2 protein-coding genes are annotated in these 1,774 nt (G+C 72.8%); both read right to left on the minus strand.

Features of this window, described 5'->3' with window-relative positions:
• On the minus strand, nucleotides 1-1,040 hold a 1,040-nt coding region (locus tag D3A59_RS24800), incomplete at its 3' end, for a phage head spike fiber domain-containing protein (protein ID WP_119157965.1).
• On the minus strand, nucleotides 1,040-1,774 hold a 735-nt coding region (locus tag D3A59_RS24805; RefSeq protein ID WP_205665274.1), incomplete at its 5' end, for a hypothetical protein. The genes D3A59_RS24800 and D3A59_RS24805, both read right to left, overlap by 1 nt.

The following is a 1,774-nucleotide window of genomic DNA, read 5'->3' on the forward strand; positions in this document are numbered from 1 at the left end:
TCCATCAGGCTCACGCCGGTGGCGAAGCCCGGCAGCATGACGATGTTCAGTGGCACGCCACCCGTCGTGGTGACGGTGCCGACCTCCTTGTCGAGCATCGCCCAGCGATTCGTCGGCCCGAGATCGATCCAGCGCGAAGGCGCGTCCTCGGGCGGCGTGCTGTTGGTGCCCGCGATCGCGCATTCGTAGACGCGGTGCGTCGTCAGCCGGATCACCTTCACACCGACGGCGTAGTTCGTCGCCGCGCTCCAAGCCGGGTGATCGTTCTCGGGGACGCTGCTGTAGACGAGGCCGCTGCCGCTGAGGATGTCGGCTGCGCGCGTGACCGCGGCACCACCCGTCGGGATGTAGGACGTCAGCGCGCCCTTCTCCGCCTGCGCGCCCCACAGCAGGACGCCGCTCGTACCGTCGGCGATGTAGGACGCCGCGCCCGCGGCATCGTAGACCCAGACCTCGAACGTTAGCGTCGTGTCGCCCGCCGCCATCACGTAGCCGACCGACACGCGCCACCAGCCGTTCGCGAGCGCCTCCGCCTTACGCGTCGCGCTGCCGGCGTTGCCGACCCAGGCGCCCGTCGCGGCGTTGAACACCGCGTCCCCAACATAGGCGGCGCCGGCCATGCGCAGCCGCACGATCGACAGCTCGGCCGCCTTGACGTAGACCGACACGGTGTAAAGCGCGCCCTCGGCCGGGATCGCCGTCGCGCGGCGCACCCAGTGCGACACGGAGGTCGCCCCGTTCGGCACGATGCGGTCAGCGGTCAAGGTGCCGTCCGGCGCGGTGTCGGTGTTCGCCGTGACGGCGGCGGCGCTTTTCGTCCAAGTCGCGTTGTCGAAGGCGGCCGAGTTCGGCAGCAGGTTGGTTGCCGCGGGCTCGAACAGCAGCCCGGACGCTGCGCCGACGGCGTTTGCGTACTGCAGCCGCAGCTCGTGCGCCGCCGCGACGCGCAGCACGCCGTCCTTGTCGGTGTAGGTCGCCGTGCTGGCCCGCGAGAACGTGGCGGTGCTGTCGGGCACCGCGGCCGGCCGTAGTAGCTTCATCAGGTCAGGGCCCTCGTTGCCGGCAGGCCGTCGGCCTCCCACCGTTGGTGCAGCCGGACGAGCGCCGCGGTGCTGCTGGCGACAGCGGCCATTCCGGCGCGCAGCTCCTCGCGTGCCGCCTCGAGCTGCTGCACCATCACCTCCGACTGCCGCGCCTGGCTGCTGGTCGAGGTCGCACTGCTGGGGGCGGCCACATCGATGCCAAGCGCGGCGGGCTGCACCAGGGCGCCGAAGCCGGGCGCGCTCACCAGCTGCGAGGTGCCCTCCAGGCTGGCGGCGAGCTGCGCCTGGATGCGCGCATAGTCGGCCGCGGTGGCTGTGGTCGTCGCAGCCAGCTGCGACACCTGCTGCGCGGCCTGGCCGAGCTGCTGCGCCGCCTCGGTGTCGCCTGCGCGGGCCTGGGCGGTGAGGACCGCGAAGCGCGCCTGCGCCTCGGCCAAGCCGCCGGCGCTCGAGGCGGAGATCTCGCCGCGCAGCCGCCGTGCCTCCTCGATCATGCTGTCGGCGAGGCTGCCCCAGGTGCCTGCAAGCTGCTCGGCCGCGCGGCGCGCCTCCTCGGCTGCCTCCTGCTGGTCCTGCAGCGCGAACACCTGCTCGAGCAGCGCCCGGTTCGAGGGATCGAGCTGCTCGAGCTGCCGGGCTCGCAGCGCGGCCGTGTCGCCCTGAAGCTGCAGGAGCTGGGTCTCGATGCCGGCGCGCTCGCGCGCAACCTCGGCCGCCCGCTGCTCGGCCGC

The sequence above is a fragment of the Caldimonas tepidiphila genome (genome assembly GCF_003569765.1).
GTDB classification, from domain to species: Bacteria; Pseudomonadota; Gammaproteobacteria; order Burkholderiales; family Burkholderiaceae_C; genus Caldimonas; species Caldimonas tepidiphila.